General features: G+C 66.8%; 17 protein-coding genes. 10 read left to right on the top strand and 7 right to left on the bottom strand.

Annotation, left to right across the window (positions count from 1 at the left end):
• Positions 1–276 precede the first annotated feature (276 nt).
• Positions 277–858, bottom strand: coding sequence for a beta-1-3, beta-1-6-glucan biosynthesis protein (locus ACQR13_RS14135; RefSeq protein ID WP_434862919.1), 582 nt, complete (start codon positions 856–858; stop codon positions 277–279).
• A 435-nt stretch (positions 859–1293) separates the two neighbouring features.
• Here ACQR13_RS14135 and ACQR13_RS14130 point away from each other — a divergent pair, with 435 nt between their 5' ends.
• Positions 1294–2823, top strand: coding sequence for a beta-(1-6) glucans synthase (locus tag ACQR13_RS14130; RefSeq protein ID WP_434862990.1), 1530 nt, complete (start codon positions 1294–1296; stop codon positions 2821–2823).
• Here the strand turns inward: ACQR13_RS14130 and ACQR13_RS14125 are convergent.
• Positions 2783–3163, bottom strand: a complete 381-nt coding sequence (locus ACQR13_RS14125; RefSeq protein ID WP_284416120.1) for a hypothetical protein — start codon at positions 3161–3163, stop codon at positions 2783–2785. The genes ACQR13_RS14130 and ACQR13_RS14125 overlap by 41 nt on opposite strands.
• Positions 3164–3271: 108 nt before the next feature.
• Positions 3272–4624 (bottom strand): hypothetical protein, encoded by a 1353-nt coding sequence (locus ACQR13_RS14120; RefSeq protein WP_434862918.1) that lies wholly within the window; start codon positions 4622–4624, stop codon positions 3272–3274.
• Positions 4625–4759: 135 nt separating this feature from the next.
• On the opposite strand from ACQR13_RS14120, the gene glmU reads away from it, so the two are divergent.
• Entirely contained in the window at positions 4760–6106 is a 1347-nt protein-coding gene (gene glmU, locus ACQR13_RS14115) for a bifunctional UDP-N-acetylglucosamine diphosphorylase/glucosamine-1-phosphate N-acetyltransferase GlmU (protein WP_434862917.1), read from the top strand.
• A gap of 9 nt (positions 6107–6115) precedes the next feature.
• On the opposite strand, the gene ACQR13_RS14110 is transcribed toward glmU, so the two are convergent.
• Entirely contained in the window at positions 6116–6343 is a 228-nt protein-coding gene (locus tag ACQR13_RS14110) for a hypothetical protein (protein ID WP_315712023.1), read from the bottom strand.
• 228 nt (positions 6344–6571) lie between these two features.
• Between ACQR13_RS14110 and glmS the strand changes: the two genes are divergently transcribed.
• The 3 genes from glmS (at position 6572) to ACQR13_RS14095 (ending at position 10385) form a co-directional block, all read left to right on the top strand.
• Complete coding sequence (glmS, locus tag ACQR13_RS14105) at positions 6572–8398, top strand: glutamine--fructose-6-phosphate transaminase (isomerizing) (RefSeq protein ID WP_434844244.1); 1827 nt, start codon at positions 6572–6574, stop codon at positions 8396–8398.
• A 378-nt stretch (positions 8399–8776) separates the two neighbouring features.
• On the top strand, positions 8777–9391 hold the full coding sequence (locus ACQR13_RS14100; RefSeq protein ID WP_434862916.1) for a LysE family translocator: 615 nt from the start codon (positions 8777–8779) through the stop codon (positions 9389–9391).
• Between the two features lie 196 nt (positions 9392–9587).
• Positions 9588–10385 (top strand): DUF502 domain-containing protein, encoded by a 798-nt coding sequence (locus ACQR13_RS14095; RefSeq protein WP_316170506.1) that lies wholly within the window; start codon positions 9588–9590, stop codon positions 10383–10385.
• Positions 10386–10429: 44 nt separating this feature from the next.
• On the opposite strand, the gene ACQR13_RS14090 is transcribed toward ACQR13_RS14095, so the two are convergent.
• Positions 10430–10804, bottom strand: coding sequence for a VOC family protein (locus ACQR13_RS14090; RefSeq protein ID WP_315751606.1), 375 nt, complete (start codon positions 10802–10804; stop codon positions 10430–10432).
• A gap of 281 nt (positions 10805–11085) precedes the next feature.
• Between ACQR13_RS14090 and ACQR13_RS14085 the strand changes: the two genes are divergently transcribed.
• Together ACQR13_RS14085 and ACQR13_RS14080 are read left to right on the top strand one after the other, a co-directional pair.
• The gene (locus tag ACQR13_RS14085; RefSeq protein ID WP_434862915.1) at positions 11086–12963 is read left to right on the top strand and encodes an autotransporter domain-containing protein; all 1878 of its coding nucleotides are present in this window, start codon (positions 11086–11088) and stop codon (positions 12961–12963) included.
• A 163-nt stretch (positions 12964–13126) separates the two neighbouring features.
• Positions 13127–13978, top strand: a complete 852-nt coding sequence (locus ACQR13_RS14080) for an NAD(P)-dependent oxidoreductase (RefSeq protein ID WP_315751604.1) — start codon at positions 13127–13129, stop codon at positions 13976–13978.
• A gap of 196 nt (positions 13979–14174) precedes the next feature.
• On the opposite strand, the gene recG is transcribed toward ACQR13_RS14080, so the two are convergent.
• Positions 14175–16277 (bottom strand): ATP-dependent DNA helicase RecG, encoded by a 2103-nt coding sequence (gene recG, locus ACQR13_RS14075; protein ID WP_434862914.1) that lies wholly within the window; start codon positions 16275–16277, stop codon positions 14175–14177.
• A gap of 195 nt (positions 16278–16472) precedes the next feature.
• Between recG and ACQR13_RS14070 the strand changes: the two genes are divergently transcribed.
• Positions 16473–16760 carry a succinate dehydrogenase assembly factor 2 gene (locus tag ACQR13_RS14070; protein ID WP_315751602.1) on the top strand — a complete coding sequence of 96 codons (288 nt, stop codon included), beginning with the start codon at positions 16473–16475 and terminating at the stop codon, positions 16758–16760.
• Positions 16760–20275: a transcription-repair coupling factor gene (mfd, locus tag ACQR13_RS14065; protein ID WP_315751601.1), complete on the top strand. Its 3516-nt coding sequence runs from the start codon at positions 16760–16762 to the stop codon at positions 20273–20275. Before ACQR13_RS14070 ends, mfd begins: the two co-directional genes overlap by 1 nt.
• A gap of 12 nt (positions 20276–20287) precedes the next feature.
• Here the strand turns inward: mfd and ACQR13_RS14060 are convergent, their stop codons facing one another.
• Positions 20288–20509 carry a hypothetical protein gene (locus ACQR13_RS14060; RefSeq protein WP_315751600.1) on the bottom strand — a complete coding sequence of 74 codons (222 nt, stop codon included), beginning with the start codon at positions 20507–20509 and terminating at the stop codon, positions 20288–20290.
• Positions 20510–20718: 209 nt separating this feature from the next.
• On the opposite strand from ACQR13_RS14060, the gene ACQR13_RS14055 reads away from it, so the two are divergent.
• Positions 20719–20931, top strand: a complete 213-nt coding sequence (locus ACQR13_RS14055) for a DUF2283 domain-containing protein (protein ID WP_409998646.1) — start codon at positions 20719–20721, stop codon at positions 20929–20931.
• Positions 20932–20988 lie beyond the last annotated feature (57 nt).

Below are 20988 nucleotides of genomic sequence, written 5' to 3'. Positions count from 1 at the left end.
CTACCGGGATCACGTTCGCGGGCGACGTCCGACGACGAGCGGCGAAGGCGATCATTCTCACGCCGTCACAGCCGAAGGCCGCGACATCATATGTCATCCCAACAGAGCCCAATCCTGCTGAACGTTGCCTGAACCGGGGCGAAGCTCAGGCGCGCGTCGACGACCTCGATCGTATCTCGGCCGTATCCTGCCACGTGATCGGAGCGCTGTCATGCCGCAGCCGCGCATGGCGTCCGGTCGTCGGGATCGTGCGTCCCGCCTGCCTTCAGGCGCCGGTCACTTCGCCGGAGGCTGCGCGGGTGAGGGCGAGGCCTGGGGAGCGGGCTGCTGCGTCGGTGCTGGCGAAGCCTGCGCGGCCGGGGTCGAGGCCGGGCCCGGCGCAGGCGCCGCAGCCACCTGCGGCTTGGCGTCCGGATTGATCCAGCAGCCGTGGACGTGGTTGTTCAGCGAGTTCGGCACCTTCGGATCGATCTGCGGGATGAAACGCGTCAGGCAGCGGAAGGCGGCCTGAACGTGGCCGCCGGGACAGCCGAACCGGTCATAGAGATCGAGGTGGCGGAAGGCGGTATCGAGGTCGTCGTTGTACATCAACTGGACGACGCGGCGGCCGAGCCAGACGCATTCGGGATTGCCGGCCGGGCCGCCACTGAGCGCCTGGGACGCTTCGGTGAATTCGTCGGCCTTGCGCTGGTTCTCCTTCGACACGTCGGCCGGATTGGCCGCCTGCGGCTTTTGGTCCTGGGGATGGTCGCTGCCGCTCTGGGCGAGCGCGCCGGGCGCGCCGATGAGGAGCACGAGGCCCAGAGTCGCCGACAGGCGCGAAACCGAAAACTTGGAGTGGAGCACGCGTCGACCCATAAATTCCCCGATTGTTGCCTTCGTGCCGTCCCCTGACGGACGCAGTGTTGATGCCGATCAAATCAGCCCCGATTGCGGCGGGAGATTGATTCCGACTGTCGCAGAGCGTTCCTAACGGGCGCTTGCGCAGGGGCCCAATCTGGGTTGCGACGTTGCGACGGCCGGGGTCAACCGGGATTCCCAATGACCGGAATCTCGGATTTTGTCCAGCAACGTACCAACTTTCTCGCGTCATCGTAAAAGGGCGATGTGGAGCAGGTACGCCGGGAGCGCCGGAGGGCCCGATCGCCTACTTGGCAGATCGCCGCCGACCGGGTAATCGACACCACCCTGCCTGGAGACACGGAACTGAAATCCCTTCCTACGCCGCTGGCGCTTCTGCTCATATCCTTGGGTGTCATCGCCGCCGCGTGGTGGTGGCTGGCCCAGCCGATCATGCTCGCGCGCGCGCCGATCGAGCCAGCTTCGAAGCTGCAGTGCGTGTCCTATGCGCCGTTCCGCGGCCAGCAGAGCCCGCTGGATCCGACCACCCATATCGACGCCGAGCAGATCGAGCAGGACCTGGTGCAGCTCGCCAAGATCTCCGAATGCGTGCGCACCTATTCGATCGAGAACGGTCTCGACCAGGTGCCGGGAATCGCCGCCCGCGTCGGCATCAAGGTGATCCAGGGCATCTGGCTCGGCTCCAACAAGCTGAAGAACCAGCAGCAGATTGGCATCGCGGTCGACCTGATCAAGCGCTACCCGAAGGTGATCACGGCCGTGGTGGTCGGCAACGAGGTGCTGCTGCGCGGCGAGATGACATCAGCCGATCTGGCCGCGACCATCCGCAGCGTCAAGGCGCAGGTCACGATTCCCGTCACCTATGCCGACGTCTGGGAGTTCTGGCTGCGCAACCGCGAGCTCTACGACATCGTCGACTTCGTCACGGTTCATATCCTGCCGTATTGGGAGGACATCCCGGTGCGCGCGAAATTCGCCGCGTCCCATGTCGACGCCATCCGCCAGCAGGTCGGCGTCGCCTTTCCGGGGAAGGAGATCCTGATCGGCGAGACCGGCTGGCCGAGCGAGGGGCGCATGCGCGAGGGCGCGCTGCCGTCGCGGGCCAACCAGGCCCGCGTGGTGTCGGAGATCCTCAGCCTCGCCAAGCGCGAGAACTTCCGCGTCAACCTGATCGAGGCCTATGACCAGCCGTGGAAGCGCAAGCTCGAAGGCACGGTCGGCGGCTATTGGGGCCTGATCAGCGACGATACGCGGGCGCTGAAATATCCGCCGGGCGAACCGGTCAGCAACTATCCGCTGTGGAAGCTGCAGATGGGCGGCGGCATGATCCTGTCCTTCGTGGTGTTCCTGGCCGGCTGGCTGACGGTGCGGCGCCGGCCCTGGCCGCCGCACCTCTCGGCCTGGGTCGGGGTCGGGATCTCCGCGACGACGGCGGGCGTGCTGTTCGGCATGGCCGCGGACAAGATGTTCTATGAGAGTCTCGGTGCCGGCGGCTGGCTGCATTGGGGGGCGCTGCTCGCGGCCGGCGTCCTGGCGCCGATCCTCAGCGCCAATGCGACGATGGCCGGGCGGCCGTTGCCGACCTTCCTCGACCTGCTCGGACCGAATGACGGCCGCAAGCAGTTGAAGATCACCTACCTGCTGGGCCTGGTCCTCGTCGTGACGGTGCTGATTGCGGCCGAGACGGCGCTCGGCTTCGTGTTCGACCCGCGCTACCGCGATTTCCCGTTCGCCAGCCTGACCATGGCGGTGGTGCCGTTCGCGATGCTGCTCGGCAATCGTCCGGCGCAGGGTCCCCGGCCGATCGCCGAGGCCAGCTTCGCCGGCCTGCTCGCGATCTCCTCGGTCTACGTGATCTACAACGAGGGCCGCGACAACTGGCAGGCGATGTGGACCTGCGCGATGTATCTGCTGCTGGCGTTCACGCTGTGGCGGGCGCGGGCCGCGCAAAGCCGAGGATGAGCAGGCCGATCGCCAGCCCCGACAGCACGATGTTGTAGAGCACGATGCCGAGGCCGGCGGCGATCAGCCCGCCGGTCAGCAGCACGATCGACGGCCGCATCACGTGCAGCACCGCGATCACCAGCGCGGTGGCGCCGAATACCGAATTCTTGAACAGCGTGGTCGCAACCGCCCGGCTCTTGCAGGCCAGCGTCTGCAGGCCGGCGTCGCAGGCGAGCGCGACGCTCGACAGCTCGATCGCCAGATAGCGCAGATAGAGGGCATAGCCGACGGTGACGAAGCCTATGATCAGGAGCCATTGCACCTGATAGGGCGAGAGGCGGAACGGGGTCTTTTTCATGCGCGGGACTATGCTGCGGAAAGGACGTGCGGACAAGCCGCAAAGCCGGTTCGCGGACTGCTTTCACAATCCGTCCCAACCGGCTTTGGCCGCACGTCGATTCGAGCCTCAGGAGCGGCGGAAGAACGACGACAGCGCCGACGGCTGCTCGGGCTTGGGCGCCTCTGCCGGCGGCGGTGCGGGCGCGGCCGCAGCCGGCGGCTCCTCGCGCTTGCCGTGACGCTGCTGCTGGGCCTGCGGCTGATAGGTGCGCCGGCGCTGCACCGGCTTCTGGGCGGCAGCCGCGGGAGCGGCCGGCTTGGCCGCCTCCGGCTCCTCGCGGACCGCGAGGCGCTGGCCGTCATAGACGGTGGTCTCGCAAGCGCGCTGGCTCTCGGCGAGGACCGCGCAGATCTTCGCCGCCGTCGCCGCGTCGCCCAATGGGCCGGCGCCGAGCCGCAGTTGCATACCCGGACCGCTCCGGCCTTCCTTCAGGATGATGATCGGCCTGAGCAAGGCGAGGTCGGCATGGGTCTTCACGAGATCCCGCCACAGCGCCCGCAGGCCGCCGAGCGAGTTGGCTCCGCCGAGATCGACGGCGAATTCGGTCTTCTGGACCGCCGTGACCGCGGCGTCGGTGCTGTCGCTGCCCTTGGCGCCGGCGGCCTCTGCGGGTTCGGCTTTTGCGAGCTTGTCGGTCTCGGCCGGCTTGCCGGCCGGGTCCGAGCCACCACCAGTCGGCTTGGAACCGGTCGCAGCCGGCGATGCGGACGAGGCTGACGGTGTCGGCGACGGGGCGGAAGAGACCGGCGATGACGAAGCCGCCGATAGCCCGGCCGACATCGGCTTGGCCTGCTCCTGCTTCGTCTTGTCGGCGCTCGCGGCAGCCGGCAGGGTACTCGGCTGGGCTGGACTGGTTCCGGCCGCCCCGTTGGGAACCGGCATGAATGGCGACGCGTTCGCGTATGCGGGCAAGGGGCCGGGTGGCGGGGAACCCGACGCGGCCGCCACCGGGGCCTGGGACTCGACGGCAGCGATCTGTGGCGCGGGGGCCGCCTTGCTGCCGGGGGCGGTATTCGCAGTCGCCTGGGCGCTCTGCTTGGCCAGCGCGCCGGTCACCGAGTCCAATCCCTGCTCGAGCACCGTCACGCGCGCGTACAGCCGGTCGCGATCGGTGTTGAGCGTCTCGATGGCCGCGCCGAGCTGGCGCGCCTCGCCCTGAGTCTCACGGGCCAGCGACTGCAGCAGTTGCGCCTGGCGCGACAGATCGGCCGCGGAAACACGGTCCTGCCGCCATCCCTGTGCGGCCTGATTGGTGAAAACGGCCAGGCCGACGGCGCCGACGGCGCCAGCCCCCCACCAGCCGAGCCGCCACAGCGCGCGGCGATCGAACTCGTTCTCGTCGGCAAACAGTCCAGACAGAGTGGTGCCCGTCTTCTCAGCTGCATTTGCGCCGGCGGATTTGCGGGAGTCCTTAGCCATGAACCTGCCTTAATCGAATCACGAAGCGAACATTAACAGGAAAACCACCAGGGGCTTTAGCCGGTGCGGTTTGCCCCGCGCAGAAAACGCATTATGACAGCGCGACCTATGCGCTCCCTTCATCCCAGGTGTTTCATGACCGCTCGATCCAGTCTGACCATCGTGCTTGCGGCAGGCGAGGGCACCCGGATGCGCACGAGCGTGCCCAAGGTGTTGCATCCCATCGCCGGCGAATCACTGCTCGCGCACGTCCTGGCGGCGGCGCCGCACGGGGATGGCGCCAGCATCGCGGTGGTGGTGGGGCCGGGGCACGACGCGGTCGAGAAGGAAGCCAGGCGCCTGCGCCCGGATGCGGATATCTTCGTCCAGCGCGACCGGCTGGGGACGGCGCATGCGGTGCTGGCGGCGCGGCAGGCGATCGCGCGCGGCGCAGACGATCTGCTGGTCGCATTCGGCGACACGCCGCTGATCACGGCCGAGACGTTCGCGCGGCTGCGGGCGGCGCTGGCCCAGGGCGCAGCGCTCGCCGTGCTCGGCTTTCGCGCCGCCGATCCGACCGGCTACGGACGCCTGCTGCTCGACGGATCGAAGCTGGTCGCGATCCGCGAACAGGCCGATGCGAGCGAAGCGGAGCGGGCGATCACGCTGTGCAACGCCGGCGTGATGGCGATGGACGGTCGTCGCGCGCTCGCGATCCTCGACCGGATCGGCAACGCCAACAGCAAGGGCGAGTATTATCTCGTTGACGCGGTGGCGATCGCGCGCGAGCAGGGGCTCGGCGCGGTCGTGATCGAGACGTCTGAAGACGAAGTGCGCGGCATCAACACCAAGGCGCAGCTCGCCGAGGCCGAGGCCGTGATGCAGACCCGGTTGCGCCGCGCGGCGATGGATGCGGGCGTGACGCTGATCGCGCCGGAGACCGTCTATCTCGCCGCGGATACGACGTTCGGCAAGGACGTGACTATCGAGCCGTTCGTCGTGATCGGCCCCGGCGTGTCGATCGGCGACGGCGCCGTGGTGCATTCGTTCTCGCACATCGTGCAATCCAAGCTCGGCCGCAACAGCCTGCTCGGGCCGTTCGCGCGGCTGCGGCCCGGTACGTCGCTCGGCGACGGCGCCAAGATCGGCAATTTCGTCGAGGCCAAGGCCGCAGTGCTGGAGGCGGGCGTGAAGGTCAATCACCTGTCCTATATCGGCGACGCCCATGTCGGCGCCAATTCCAACATCGGTGCCGGCACCATCACCTGCAACTATGACGGCTTCAACAAGCACAAGACGAACATCGGCGAGGGCGCCTTCATCGGCACCAACACCTCGCTGGTGGCGCCGATCAACATCGGCGCGCGCGCCTATATCGGCTCAGGCTCGGTAATCACGCGCGACGTGCCCGACGATGCGCTGGCGCTGGAGCGCAGTCCGCAGACGACGCGCGAAGGCGCCGCGGCGCGCTTCCGGAATGCCAAGCAACGCCACAAGAAGTGAGCTGAGACGTCAGCTTTCGTCGTCTTGGAACTCGGCGAACATCGCACGCGTCAGGCGCCAGCCGCGGCGGGTGGCGTGCTTGACCGGCTCGTTGGTACGGTGCTTGATCGGCATCGGCTTGAGCTCGTTGCTCAAGGTCGGCGGCGGCCAGTGCGCCAGATGGCTCCCGGACGTCGGATGCGACAGGCTGAGCGGGCTGGTGCCCTTGGGATCAGTTGGGCGGCGGCTATAGGTCATGGCGTCCTCTCCGACGCGACAGTCTCTGCGCAAAAGCGTTGACCTGGCGTTAAGTGCGCTCCGAACTGGACCTCCGCATCGAACCGGAGTTGCCTGCAGGCCCTCGGTTAGGGCTCCCACTTAACCCTGTCGCAATCCGCAATAATTATTGAACCTGAAAGCGCGCCGTTTTCGTTAAGACAATGCCACGCTTTTGAATCTCTCTCGACGATTTGGGGACTGGCGCTGATGTGCGGAATCATCGGGATCCTGGGACGCGGGCCGGTTGCCGAGCATCTCGTCGATTCCCTGAAACGTCTCGAATATCGCGGCTACGATTCCGCGGGCGTCGCCACGCTCGAGGGCGATCATCTGGACCGGCGGCGCGCCGAGGGCAAGCTGAAGAACCTCGAGAAGCGGCTCGGGCAGCAGCCGCTGAAGGGACACGCCGGCATCGGTCATACCCGCTGGGCCACCCACGGCAAACCGACCGAGAGCAACGCGCATCCGCATGCGACTGACAACGTTGCCGTAGTGCATAACGGCATCATCGAGAATTTTCGCGAACTACGGGCCGAGCTCGAAAAGCAGGGCGCCAAGTTCGCGTCCGAGACCGACACCGAGACCGTGGTCCATCTGGTCAATTCCTATCTGCTGAAGGGCCACACGCCGCAACAGGCCGTGGCTGCGTCGCTGCCGCAGTTGAAGGGCGCATTCGCGCTGGCCTTCCTGTTCAAGGGCCACGGCAATCTCCTGATCGGCGCCCGCAAGGGCTCGCCGCTGGCGATGGGCTATGGCGACGGCGAGATGTTCCTGGGCTCGGACGCGATCGCGCTGGCGCCGTTCACCGATACGATCAGCTATCTCGACGACGGCGACTGGGTCGAAATCACCCGCGACGCCGGCATCATCCACGACGCAACGGGCGCGGTGGTGAAGCGCGAGGTGCTGAAATCCGGCGCCTCGTCGTTCCTGGTCGACAAGGCCAACTATCGCCACTTCATGGCCAAGGAAATCCACGAGCAGCCGGAGGTCGTCGGCCACACCTTGGCACGCTACGTCGACATGGGCACCGAGCGCGTGATGCTGCCGGCGCGGCTGCCGTTCGACTTCAAGGACATCCAGCGCATCTCGATCACCGCCTGCGGCACCGCGAGCTACGCCGGCTTCGTCGCCAAATACTGGTTCGAGCGCTTCGCGCGGGTGCCGGTCGAGCTCGACGTCGCCTCCGAGTTCCGCTACCGCGAGGCGCCGCTCCGCCAGGGCGATCTCGCCATCTTCATCTCGCAATCCGGCGAGACCGCCGACACCCTGGCGGCGCTGCGCTACGCCAAGTCGCAAGGCGTGCATACGCTCTCCGTCGTCAACGTGCCGACATCGACGATCGCGCGCGAGAGCGAGATCGTGATGCCGACGCTGGCCGGTCCCGAGATCGGCGTCGCCTCGACCAAGGCCTTCACCTGCCAGTTGATGGTGCTGGCGGCGCTCGCGATCGCCGCCGGCCGCGGCCGCGGCGAACTCTCTGAGGCCGACGAGGCCAAGCTGGTCCACGGCCTGGTCGAGGTGCCCCGTCTGATCGCGGCCGCGCTGACGACCGAGCCGCAGATCGAGAAGCTCGCCCGCGAGATCGCCAAGTCGAAGGACGTGCTCTATCTCGGCCGCGGCACCTCCTATCCGCTGGCGCTGGAAGGCGCGCTGAAGCTGAAGGAGATCTCCTACATCCACGCCGAGGGCTACGCCGCCGGTGAGCTCAAGCACGGCCCGATCGCGCTGATCGACGAGACCATGCCGGTCGTCGTCATCGCACCCTATGATCGCGTGTTCGAGAAGACGGTGTCGAACATGCAGGAGGTCGCCGCGCGCGGCGGCAAGATCATCCTGATGACCGATGCCAAGGGCGCCGAGGAGGCGACCGTGGACTCGCTAGTGACGATCACCATGCCGGACATGGCCGCGACATTCACGCCGATCGTCTACGCCATCCCGGTCCAGCTCCTGGCCTATCACACTGCCGTGGTGATGGGGACGGACGTCGACCAGCCGCGCAATCTCGCCAAGTCGGTCACGGTGGAGTAGCAGCGGGTTTCTCTTGGCTGATGCTCTCGCATCGCCTTGAGAACCAGTTCGGCGTAAGTTGCGACGCGGCATCTGCACATTCGCTGTCATCCCGGCGAACGCCGGGATCCATAGCCACCGTGCTTAATGGTTCGCAGCGTCGGCGGCTCCAGCCTGCTTCAAACGACCTCTCGGGATTATGGGTCCCGGATCTGCGCCCGCCAACGCTATCGCGTTGCCGGGCTTGTCCGGGACGACACCGTTTTTTTCGCGCCCACACCTCACGGGGGGCACGAGCGTGCAAACTCGGCCGTATTGCCATCTGATCCGCAATCCGACATCAGTTTCAGGCGATGTCCCCGACGGTGCTCGGCGGTCCGCTCCATCACGGGGATCACGATGGCTTTCGACACTTGGCTGCTGTTCCTGCTCATGAGCATCGGTATCTCGCTCACGCCCGGCCCGAGCGGCCTGCTGGCTCTCACCCATGGGGCGCTGCATGGCGGGCGCAGGACGCTGTTCACGATCGCCGGCGGCCTGATCGGCTTCGTCCTCATCATCGCGCTCTGCATGTTCGGCATCGGCGCGCTGGTGCAATCCTCCATCACCTGGCTGGTCGTCCTGAAGTGGGTGGGCGGGCTGTATCTCGCCTGGCTCGGCATCAAGCTGTGGCGATCGCCGCCGGTGGCGGTCGACGCCGGCAGTGAGCCCGCCGTTGCGAGCGGGCAGGTGCTGTTTCGCCAGGGTTTCCTGACCGCGGCCACCAATCCCAAATGCCTGCTGTTCTTCAGCGCCCTGTTGCCGCAGTTCATCGACCCCGAGCGCAGCCTTGCGGTACAGTTCGGCATCGTGGCCGTCACCTATACGGTGACCGAGTTCCTGACCGAGGTCGCCATCGCCAGCGCCGCGGCCCGCGTTCGTCCATGGCTCGTCCGGGTCGGGCGACGCTTCAACCAGGTCTGCGGCGGCATCTTCGTGGCGGTCGGGCTGGCCCTGCCGCTGCGTAGCGCCTAGGGCGGCGCGTTGGCCCTTATGAGTGGCTCCTCGCCGCAGCAGGGATTGAAAAATCGACGCCTTGCGCGTTGACTTGGTGCCCGGCTGCCGGGCCACAGGTCAGCGGCAAAGCGCGCATGTGTCGGAAAGAGGGCCTTCGCCCTTCAAAAATCTGCTAAGACCCCTAGGTGAGATTTGATCCGACCCGGAAGTTCGCATGAGTTCCCGCGACGACCTGCCGCCTGAGACCGATCCCTTGGCCGATGCTCCCGCCGAGACGCCCCACCATGGGCTGATGTTCCGGTTTCGCAACTATTTCCTGACCGGCCTCGTCGTCGCCGGTCCCGTTGCCATCACGCTCTACATCACCTGGTGGTTCGTGACCTGGGTGGACGGGCTGGTCCGGCCGTTCGTGCCGCTGGTCTATCGTCCGGAGACCTATCTGCCGTTCGGCGTGCCCGGCTCCGGCCTGATCGTGGCCGTGATCGGACTGACGCTGCTCGGCTTCCTGACGGCCAACCTGATCGGCCGCACCCTGGTCGACCTCGGCGAGCGGCTGCTCGGCCGCATCCCGGCGGTGCGCGCGATCTATCGCGGCCTCAAGCAGGTGTTCGAAACGCTGTTCTCGGGCAAGGGATCGAGCCTGCGCCGTGTCGGGCTGGTCGAGTTTCCCTCGCCCGGCATGTGGTCGATCGTCCTGATCTCGCAGCCGCCGAGCGCGGAGATTTCGAGCCGGCTGCCCGGTGACGACGAGCAGATCTCGGTGTTCTTGCCGTGCGCACCGAACCCCACCACCGGCTTTTTCTTCTATCTGCCGCGGAGCAAGATCATCGAGGTCGACATGAGCGCCGAGGACGCGGCGACGCTGATCATGTCCTGCGGCGTGGTGCAGCCGGGATCGGACCAGCAGAAAAAGGTCGCGGCGCTGGCCAACATGGCCAACGCCGCGCGCCTCGCCAACGCACCCGCGCAGCCAGCGCCGCACCGCGAGCCCGAGCCGGCCAAGGCGGACTAGGCTGAAAGGCCGACTGGCGCGAAAGGCCAGCCACCGCGGAAGAGCTAGGCCGCATCCTGCGCAACGAACACGCGCAGGCGATGCCCGTCCGGATCGAGCGCGACGAACGTCGTTCCGAAATCCATCCGTGTCGGCGCCTGCGCGATCGAAAGTCCGCGCGCCTTCCAGTCGTCGTGCAGCCTCTGGACCTCGCCGGCATCGCCGACCGCGAACGCGACCTCGCCGAAGCCTGCGGCGCCCGTCGCTGGCGGCTCGACCGTGTGCCGCGACCACAAGCCCAGCATGACGCCCTCGCGCAGCGGCAGCATGGCGAACGTCGGCGATTGTTCGACCGCGGGCCGCCCGAGCAGATCCGCATAGAAGGCCGCGCTCCTCGGCGGGTTGTCGACATAGAGGATCAGAAAATTGAAGTCGGGCATCGTCGTCTCTCCGGTGGCGGCGCCGGTTGCGGCGCTTCAGCCACACGACTAGCCGAGCCCTCTGCCAGATTCTGTCAGCAGCCTTCGTGAGCATGGTCGGTGGCGGTCCGGTCCGCCCAGCGGGCAAACGTGCGCATCGCGGCGCTTTGCACTGCATGATGATGCGCGGAAAGCACAGCCACGGATGTCGTCGTTCCTACAACCAGCGGGCGGTGGTGTTTCGAATGGTCACCATGGAAACATCGGGCAAACAAAAGTAGGGCGTTGGGGAGGCGCGTAGGATGCCTGTGAGTAGGACGACATTGTTGTGTGCGGTCGCGCTGTCCGCGGCGTCCCTGCAACTGACCGCGCCGGCAGCGGCCCAGACCACCTATACGCGCATTCAGGCTTTTGGCGACAGCTACGCCGACACGGGCAATCTCTGGACCTTCACCGGCGGCGCCGGCAAGCTGCCGCTCTATCCCACCGGTCGCTTCAGCGGCGGCACGAATTTCGTCGACACGACCTCGGCGCTGCTCGGCATTCCCCAGCTCAACTACGCGATCGGCGGCGCCATGGCGGGCGATACCAACGTGGTGGCGCCGGGCATTCCCGGCTTCTTCCAGGAATGGAGCGGACTGACGGGCTTCTCCGGCAGGATCTCGTCGACAGACCTGGTCGAGATCTCGGTCGGCGGCAACGATGCGCGGGCCTATTACCGCGCCGGCGGCTCGCTCGCTGGCGCGCCGACGGCCGCGGCCGTCACGGCCCAGCAGGCCATGGCCGGCATCAACGCGCTGGTCGGGGACGGCGCGCGCAGTATCGTGTTCACGGCCGGCGATGTCAGCACCTTGCCGGAGGCCGTTGGCAACGCCAATGCCCCGGCCGGCAAGGCCTACAGCACGACCTATAACAGCCTGATGCAGCAGTCGCTCGCTGGCGTCGCGCGTTCGGGCGTGCGTGTCGAGTACGTCGACACCGGACTGATCGGCACGCTGATCCAGGCCAATCCGTCGCGCTATGGCTTCACCAATGTCGGCGCCTGTCCGATCGCCTGCATCGGCAATCCTGCGCTGCAGAACCAGTATCTGTTCTACGTCGATGGCGTGCACCTGACGTCACACGGCTTCGAGGTGCTGGGGCAGTACATCGTCAACCGCCTCAACGCGCCGCTGACCTTCGCGCCGCAAGGCGAGGTGGGGTCGATCACCGCGATGGGCTTCGCCTCGACCCTGTTCGGCAAGCTCGACATGTTCCGCGAGACCGCGGGCTTTGCTCCGTCGACGATGAACGCCTATGGGGCAATGGGCCGCCCGCCCTACACCAAGGCGCCGCCGCTCGCGCCGGTCAGTCCATGGTCGTTCTACATGCAGGGCAATGGTGGCGTCAGCGACCGCCAGGGCAGCGCCGCCTCGAACGGCTTCAATCTCGACAGCATCGGCGGCACCATTGGCGTCGAGTACCGGCTGTCGGCGAACACCATGATCGGTACCGCCTTCGACTATTCCAATCCAAAGGCGAGGCTGTTCAACAGCGCCGGCACCACGGATGCCAATTCCTATCAGTTCGGCCTCTACGGCGCCTGGGCCAGCAACAGCCTGTTTGCCGAGGGCCTGGCGACGATCGGCCATCAGGACTATCGCAACACGCGGCCGGGCGTGGTCGACACCATCACCTCCAATCCCGGCGGCACCACCTTCGTCGCGGCCGGCAAAGCCGGTTACCTGTTCGATGCAGGCACGGCGAAGCTCGGCCCGATCGGCGGGCTGACCTATGCCCGCGCCCGCGTCGACGGCTTCACTGAGACCGGCGATCCTGCGCTCACGCTCGCGGTCGGCTCGCAGACCGCCGAGACCCTGATCGGCAGCGTCGGCGTGCAGCTGCGCACCCCGTTCCAGGTGCAGGGCAACGTCATCAATCCGTACCTGAACCTGACGCTCGATGACGACATCATCGGCAACGGCCGCCTGATTCAGTACAACGCGACCTCGGCGCCCGTCATCGTCAATAACTGGACGGTTCCGAACGGCACCTCGCACAACGTCTACGGCCGGGTGAGCGCCGGCGTCGTGGCGCCGTTCTGGAGCAATGTGGCGCTGACGGTGAACGTGTCGCGCACGATCGGACGCACGGGTGGCGACGATTTCTTCGGCAGCGGAGGCTTGAAGATTGCGTTCTGAGGTCTGCCGCGGCGGTCAGCGTTCTCGGGGGCTCTGAGGGGAGCGTTGACGTTGCGGCCAAGGCGAGGGCAGCCCGGAAGGGCTGCCCTTCGTTTTCGTGCCTTCAATTTTGTCATGGGGTGCGCATAGTCTTCGAGACCATCGTTGGAATCGGAGCGTCATCATGCCTCCCAGCATTGCCGTCATCGCGCCCGGCGCCATGGGCAGCGCCATCGCCGCCCGTCTCGTGGAGCACGGCTGCAAGGTCCTGACGTCGCTCGAGGAGCGCAGCGCGGCGACGCGGGCGAGGGCGGCCGCATCCGGCATGGTCGGCGCCAGCGACGCCGAGATCGCCAATGCCGACATCATCCTGTCGATCGTGCCGCCGGGCGAGGCTGTGGCGCTGGCGGAGCAGCTCGCGACGGTCATCAACCGGAATTCGAAGAAGCCCATCATCGTCGACTGCAACGCCGTCAACGTCGAGACCATCCGGACCATCGAGGACATCGTGCTGTCGTCGGGCGCGCGCCTGGTCGACGCCGCCATCATCGGTCTGCCGCCGAAGCCCGGCACGAAGGGACCGGCCTTCTATGTGAGCGGCGAGGCGTCCGCCGATGTCGCCGCGTTGGGCGAACTCGGGCTCGATCTGCGCCGGATCGAAGGGCCGATCGGCGCGGCTTCGGCGCTGAAGATGGCCTATGCCGGCATCAACAAGGGACTGACAGGGCTCGGCGCCGCGATGGTGCTGGCCGCCACCCGCGCCGGCGCAGCCGACGCGCTGCGCGACGAGCTGGCGCTGAGCCTGCCGCACGTCCAGGCCCGTCTCGCCAACGCACTGCCGGACATGCTGCCGAAGGCCTATCGCTGGGTCGCCGAAATGCGCGAGATCGCGGGGTTCCTCGGCGAGGATCATCCGGCTGCTCTGATCTACGAGGGCTTTGCGCGGTTGTTCGAGCACATTGCGGCGGACGTGCAGGGCGAGGGCACCGACGCGGCGCAGCTGGTGGCGTTCGCCGAGAGTTGCAAAACGAAGTAGACGATTTCAGCTCGTCGTCCCGTGCGAGCCACGACGCGCGATAGCCCATCGTGGCGCAGACCCGGACCCATACTCCGCGGCGGTTGTGAGGTGCGAAAAAGCCAATCGCCACCCTGCCTCAAACTGCTCCCTGGGGTTATGGGTCCAGGCTCAAGGCCGGGACGACAGGTGAGTTTGTTGATGCACCTTCTGCTGATCAACCCGCCGTCAGCAGCGGGATCGCCTCGTCGCGCTCGTAGAGATACAGCAGGCAGCGCAGCGCATCGCTGCGCGGGCCCTTCAGCTTCGGGTCTTCCTTGAGTATCCGCAGCGCCTCGTCGCGGGCCTGGGTGATCAGTTGGGCATGCACCTCGGGCCGCGCGATGCGGTAGCCGGGCAGGCCGCTCTGGCGGATGCCGAGCACGTCGCCTTCGCCACGCAGCTTGAGATCCTCCTCGGCGATGCGGAACCCGTCTGTGGTCTCTCGGATCACGGCGAGGCGGGCCTTCGACATCGGCCCGAGCGGTTCGTGATAGAGCAGGATGCAGGTCGAGGCTTCCGAGCCGCGGCCGATCCTGCCGCGCAGCTGGTGCAACTGCGCCAGGCCGAAGCGCTCGGCGTTCTCGATCACCATGATGCTGGCCGCCGGCACGTCGACGCCGACCTCGACCACGGTGGTCGCAACCAGCAGGCGCAGCTCATGGGCCGCGAACCGCCCCATGACGTCGTCCTTCTCGCTGCCCTTCATCTTGCCGTGGACGAGGCCGACCTTGTCGCCGAAGCGCTCGCGCAGGCTCTCGAAGCGATCCGTCGCGTTGGTGAGATGATCGATGCCCTCGGCCTCGGATTCCTCGACCAGCGGGCAGATCCAGTACACCAGCTTGCCGGCATCGAGCGCGCGGCCGACGGCGTCGACGACCTCGCCGAGCCTGGTGTCGGCCACCGCGCGGGTGTCGATCGGCTGCCGACCGGCCGGCTTCTCGCGCAGCTCGGAAATGTCCATGTCGCCGAAATAGGTCAGCACGAGGGTGCGCGGGATCGGCGTCGCCGACAGCACCAGCACGTCGACGGCCTCGCCCTTCGAGGTCAGCGCCAGCCGCTCGCGCACACCGAAGCGATGCTGCTCGTCGACGATGGCGAGCGCCAGCGACTTGAAGATCACGTCGTCCTGGATCAGCGCGTGCGTGCCGATGAGGATGTCGATCTCACCGGCTTCGAGCCGGGCGAGGATGTCGCGGCGTTCCTTGCCCTTCTCGCGTCCGGTCAGGATGACCACGTTCATGCCGGCGCGCGCGGCGAGCGGCGCGATGGTCTTGGCATGCTGGCGCGCCAGAATCTCGGTCGGCGCCATCAGCGCGGCCTGCTTGCCGGCCTCGGCCACGGCGGCCGCCGCCAGCAGCGCTACCACCGTCTTGCCGGAGCCGACGTCGCCCTGCAGCAGCCGCAGCATCCGCACCGGCTTTTCGAGATCGGCGGCAATCGCGGCCATCGCCTCGGCTTGCGAGTTCGTCAGCGCATAGGGCAGGGCGTCGATGATCTTGCGGCGCAGCCGGCCGTCGCCGGCATGACGGTTGCCCGCGGGCCGGCGCAGTTGCGCCCGCACCAGTGCCAGTGCCAATTGGCCGGCGAGCAGCTCATCGAAGGCCAGCCGCGACCAGAACGGGTTTTCCGGCAGGATGTCGGTCAGCTCCTGCGGGACGTGCACCCGCGTCAGCGCCTCCTTCAGCGAGGGGAAGTTGCAGCGTCGGAGCACCTCCGGACTGATCCATTCCGGCAGCTCAGGCAGCTTGGTCAGCGCCGCAGCGATCGCCCGCCGCAGCGAGCCGAGTGCGAGGCCCTCGGTCAGCGGATAGACCGGGTCGATTCCCGAGAGCTTGGCGAAGCCGGCCTCGTCCAGGATGCGGTCGGGATGCACGATCTGCGGCACGCCGTCATACATCTGCACGGTGCCGGAGACGTAGCGCTTGGCGCCGACCGGAAGCATCTTCTCGATGTAGTCGCCCTTGGGCCGGAAGAACGTCAGCACGACGTCACCGGTCTCGTCGCTGGCGTAAACGAGGTATGGCGCGCGCGCGTTGCGCGAGGGACGGTGGCGGTCGACCGTGACTTCGAGCGTCACCACGGTTCCGACCTCGACGTCGCGGACCTTCGGCCGGTTGCGGCGGTCGATCACGCTGGCCGGCAGATGCAGCAGCAGGTCGACCAGCCGCGGCGTCTCGGTGCAGCCGAGCAGGTAGCGCAGCAGCTTGTCCTGCTTCGGTCCGACCCCCGACAGGGTCGTGACCGGCGCAAACAGAGGATTGAGGATGCTGGGGCGCATGGAGCGAACACTTAAAGCGGTTTGGGAGCCGGAATAGCCGCGAATGCCGAGACATCCACGTCTTTTTCTCAGGTTCGAGGTGCCGGGCATGCCGGTTCTGCAGCCCGGGAGGGGCTGACAGGGGCGCTGTGCACCGCTATATCAACCGCGCCCGGCACCGTCCGGGCTTTTGGCGTTGAACAGCAGGATGTCGCGATGACCGGAACGACCCGATCGAGCCAAGGCCTTGACGACCGCCGCAAGCGGCTCCTGTTCCGCTGCTGGCATCGCGGCACCCGCGAGATGGATCTGATCCTCGGCCGCTTTGCCGACGCCGAGATCGGCGCCCTCAGCGAAGGCGAGCTGGCCGAGCTCGAGCAACTGCTCGAAGTCCCCGACCCGGACTTCTATGCCGCGGTCACCGGCGCCCGGCCGCTGCCGCCGGAGCAGACTCCGGCGCTGTTCGAGCGCATCAAGGCGTTCCGCGCGGTGGGCGCCGATTGATGAAGAGCCCGGTCAAGTCGCCCGCCGAGCACCTCGCGCCGGGGCGCGCGCTCACGCTCGCCAACGTCGCGGAGGGCGCCGAAGGCCTCGTCGTCTCCGACCTCGCGCGCGCCACCGCGGCCAAGCCGAAGCCGCCGGCGGTGAGCCTCGCCGTGGTCTGCCGCGACGGCAACCGGATGCAGCAGCTGGCGCGAGCGCTCGACTTCTTCGCGCCGGATCTGCCGGTGATGCAGTTCCCGGCCTGGGACTGCCAGCCCTATGACCGCGTCTCGCCACATGGCGGCATCCTCGCCCAGCGCGTGACCACGCTGGCACGGCTGTCGCGCCTCGCCGGCAGCGACAAGCCGCTGATCGTGCTGACCACCGTCAACGCCATCGTGCAGCGCGTCCCCTCGCGCGACACCATGGCGGGGCAGGCGCTGTCGGTCGCTCCGGGCCATGTCGTGCCGATGGATTCGGTGATCGCCTGGCTCGAGCACAATGGCTACCACCGCTCGTCGACCGTCCGCGAAAGCGGCGAATATGCCGTGCGTGGCGGCATCCTCGACCTGTTCCCGGCCGGCCTCGACCAGCCCGTGCGCTTCGACTTTTTCGGCGATAGCCTGGAATCGATCCGCACCTTCGACGCCGAGACCCAGCGCACCCTGCTCGACATGCGCTCGCTCGACCTCGTGCCCGTTTCCGAATTCCAGCTCGTCACCGACACCATCCGCCGCTTCCGCATGGGCTATGTCGCCGAGTTCGGCGCGCCGGAGCGCGACGATGCGCTGTACGAGGCCGTCAGCGAAGGCCGCCGCTATCCGGGCATGGAGCACTGGCTGCCGCTGTTCCACGACAAGATGGAGACCTTGTTCGACTATCTGCCGAACACACCCATCGTGATCGAGCCGCAGGGCGAGGATGCCGCGCGCGAGCGCTTCAAGCAGATCATCGATTATTACGACGCGCGCCGCGAGGCGATGGAGCATCCCGGCGGCGGGGCGATCTACAAGCCGCTGACGGTCGACCGCCTCTATCTGACGTCCTCCGAATGGGCCGAGCGGCTCGCCGCCGTCCCGCTGGCGCGTGTCACTCCGTTCGCGGTGCCGGAGAGCGCCAACGTCGTCGACATCGGCGCGCGACAGGGCCGCAACTTCGCGCCCGAGCGCAACGATTCCGCCGTCAACGTATTCGAGGCCGTGGTGGCGCACGTGCAAGCGCTGCAATCGGTGCGCAAGAAGGTCGTGATCGCGCTGTGGAGCGAAGGCTCGCGCGACCGCATGGCGAGCATGCTGAAGGATCACAAGCTGATCCATGTCACCAGCGTCAACACCTGGCGCGTGGTGCAGGCGACGCCGCGCAACGAGACCATGCTCGCGGTGCTCGGTCTCGAGACCGGCTTCGAGACCGATCAGATCGCGGTCATCTCCGAGCAGGACATTCTCGGCGACCGCCTGGTGCGGCCGCGCCGGGCGAGCCGCAAGCTCGACAATTTCATCTCGGAGGTGACGAGCCTCGCGATCGGCGACATCGTCGTTCATGTCGATCACGGCATCGGCCGCTTCGTCGGGCTGCAGACGCTCGAGGTCGCCGGCGCGCCGCATGACTGTCTCGAGCTGCGCTACGCCGGCGAAACGAAGCTGTATCTGCCGGTCGAGAACATCGAGCTGTTGTCGCGCTACGGTTCCGACCAGACCAATGTCGAGCTCGACAAGCTCGGCGGCTCCGGCTGGCAAACACGCAAGGCCAAGCTCAAGAACCGAATCCGCGAGATGGCCGGCGAGCTGATCAAGATCGCCGCCGAACGCATGCTGCACGAGGCGCCGAAGCTGCCGGTGCAGGCCGGCCTCTATGACGAGTTCTGCGCGCGCTTCCCCTATGACGAGACCGAGGACCAGCTCGCCGCGATCCAGGCGACGCTCGCCGATCTCGAAGCGGGACGGCCGATGGACCGGCTGGTCTGCGGCGACGTCGGTTTCGGCAAGACCGAGGTGGCGTTGCGGGCCGCGTTCGCGGTCGCGCTCGACGGCAAGCAGGTCGCAGTCGTCGTGCCGACCACGCTGCTCGCGCGCCAGCATGCAAAGACTTTCGCTGAGCGCTTCAAGGGCTTTCCGGTCAACGTCGCACAGGCGTCGCGGCTGGTCAGCACCAAGGAGCTCAATCAGGTCAAGAAGGGCCTCGCCGACGGCTCGGTCGACATCGTCGTCGGCACCCACGCGCTGCTCGGCAAGGCGATCAAGTTCCGCGATCTCGGCCTCGTCATCGTCGACGAGGAGCAGCATTTCGGCGTCAGCCACAAGGAGCGGCTCAAGCAGCTGCGCGCCGAGGTGCATGTGCTGACCCTGTCGGCAACGCCGATCCCGCGCACCTTGCAGCTCGCACTCACCGGTGTGCGCGAGTTGTCGATCATCGCCTCGCCGCCAGTCGATCGTCTCGCCGTTCGCACCTTCGTCGCGCCGCATGATCCCGTGATGATCCGCGAGGCGCTCTTACGCGAGCGCTATCGCGGTGGCCAGGCGTTCTACGTGGTGCCGCGCATCGACGATCTCGCCGAGGTCAAGGAGTTCCTCGACAAGACCGTGCCGGAGATGAAGGTCGCCGTCGCGCACGGCCAGATGGCGCCGACCGTGATCGAGGACATCATCGGGGCGTTCTACGACGGCAAGTTCGACATCCTGCTGTCGACCACGATCGTCGAATCCGGCCTCGACATTCCCCGCGCCAACACGCTGATCGTACACCGTGCCGACATGTTCGGCCTTGCCCAGCTCTATCAGCTGCGCGGCCGCGTCGGCCGCTCCAAGCTGCGCGCTTATGCGCTGTTCACCCTGCCGTCGACGCACAAGATCAGCCCACTGGCCGAAAAGCGCCTGGGCGTGCTGCAGTCGCTGGAGACGCTGGGGGCCGGCTTCCAGCTCGCCAGCCACGACCTCGACATCCGCGGCGCCGGCAATCTGCTGGGCGACGAACAGTCCGGCCACATCAGGGAGGTCGGCTTCGAGCTCTATCAGTCGATGCTGGAGGAGGCGATCGAGAACCTCAAGGCCGGCATCACCGAGCCGACGGTCGACCGCTGGTCGCCGCAGATCACGATCGGCATGCCCGTGCTGATCCCCGAGGACTACGTCTCCGACCTCTCCGTGCGGCTGTCGCTGTACCGCCGGCTCGCCGATCTCGAGACCGACGAGGAGATCGAGAATTTCGCCGCCGAGCTGCGCGACCGCTTCGGCAAGCTGCCGGACGAGACGCGCTATCTGTTCAAGGTCGCCGCGATCAAGAACTACTGCCGCCGCGCCAATGTCGAGAAGGTCGATGCCGGCCCGAAGGGCGCCGTCATCGCCTTCCGCGACAACAGTTTTGCCTATCCGGAGCGCCTCGTCGCCTTCATCAAGCGCCACGGCCAGGCCGCCAAGGTGCGCCCGGACATGAAGGTCGTGTTCCTGCAGGTCTGGGAGACTCCGGAAGAGCGGCTGGCCGGGACCACGGATATTCTGAAGGAGCTGGCGGAGCTCGCGGAGAAGAAGAAGGCGGCGTAGCGGAATGGAGCGTTAGCGAAGCATCCAGCCGAAATGCAACGCAAGGCTGGCGATCGTGAAGACTGAGACGATCGCGATCACGCTGATCCAGTCGGTCTGATCGCGAGATTGTCTGTTCTGCATCGCGCCATCCTTCGCTTCGTCAGACGCCCCCGAACGAAGGGTGATAGCATCAGACGAGTGGGGCAAATGCGCGATCTGAAGATGCCAGTGTTCGGTTGAGATCGTGGCCAAGCCGATGAGATCTGACGACCGAAGTCAGGATATGCGAGCCACGCGCACACGCCGTGTCTTGGACTTGCTGGAAGCGATCCCTTACAATTTATGGTACGCTCGGCTAATTTCTTGGGATCGCGGGCACGGCGCCGTCTTGCGCTCACATATGGCGAGATCGTGCATGCGCGTGTACCCACCTTACGGACATTGATGCGCCTGCTTGGGAGATGTCGATGACGCAACGTAACATCGCACTTCGCGTTAGTGCAGACGATCCGAACGTGGCGTATCTGATGTTGCCTGAGCATCCCGGGTCAGGAACGAAGGGGTGCTCTGCCAGGCAAGTACCATTGTCTGACCTTCTTTCATACGTTGGCGCCGACATAATCCTGGATCTCGATGCGGATGGGCGGCTCATCGGAATTGAAGTGCTTGCCTGAGGCAGGCTTACTAGTGGGCTTCACGACGCCGCGCGCTGCGGCTCGCCATAGACCCGG

The organism is Bradyrhizobium sp. HKCCYLRH3059 (assembly GCF_051168035.1).
GTDB lineage: Bacteria > Pseudomonadota > Alphaproteobacteria > Rhizobiales > Xanthobacteraceae > Bradyrhizobium.
Note: the sequence above shows the minus strand (reverse complement) of the source record. Positions and strands in the feature narration are given on the sequence as shown.